General features: G+C 37.8%; 1 protein-coding gene. It reads right to left on the reverse strand.

What is annotated here, in order from left to right:
• Positions 1-310: 310 nt before the first annotated feature.
• Positions 311-752 (reverse strand): pirin-like C-terminal cupin domain-containing protein (locus ACS8FD_RS19880; RefSeq protein ID WP_439277137.1); only part of this gene is annotated, 442 nt, incomplete at its 5' end.

The raw sequence follows: 752 nt of genomic DNA on the forward strand, positions 1-752 counted from the left end.
ACCAGTTTAATGACCTCATCACTAGACACTGGCAGCTTATTGCTTAGTGCATAGATAGAACGACGTTTTTCAGCCAATTGTTGTAGATCTTTTAGGTCTGACATAGATTTTCTCCAAATTATTAATGTGTATTGATTAAAATAAACGCTAGATGAGTATGATTAAAAAGTCATATCTGATAACCATCCACTAGATTAATTTCATTTATTATAAAGAAAACTGGATTAAATCCTTATTTCCTTTTTGTAAAAAAACTTAATTATGAATCTTCTTTAAAAAGATAATTTAACAAATCGTCTTTGTTATCAAATTAGCCTTTAAAGCCTTCAGGTAATTCTGGCGCTACCAACCGCTTCATATCAGAATCAACATCGCCAAAGCGCTCATGACCATTGTTCCAGTCAATAATTGATTGCTCAATCTCTTCTTTATTATCAGCGACGAAGTTCCACCATAGTAGTACTTGATTATTCAAAGGCTCACCGCCGATAAACATCACACGAGTACCCTTTTTAGCGACCAGCTTGATGCTCTCATTGTTAGCGACATCGCTATCGTGGAAGCGTAGTAGCTGATCTTGCGGACAGACTTTGCCTTCAGACTCAATCTCCCCTTCTGTGACTAAGATACCATATTCAAAACCTGGCTCTAGGTTCAGCGTGACTTCACCATCCTCAATGAAATATGCATCGATACCGACCATTTTTGAATACTGTATCGTAGGCGCCTCATAGCGCTCCCCTGTGATACTG

The sequence above is a fragment of the Psychrobacter sp. 1U2 genome (genome assembly GCF_051847575.1).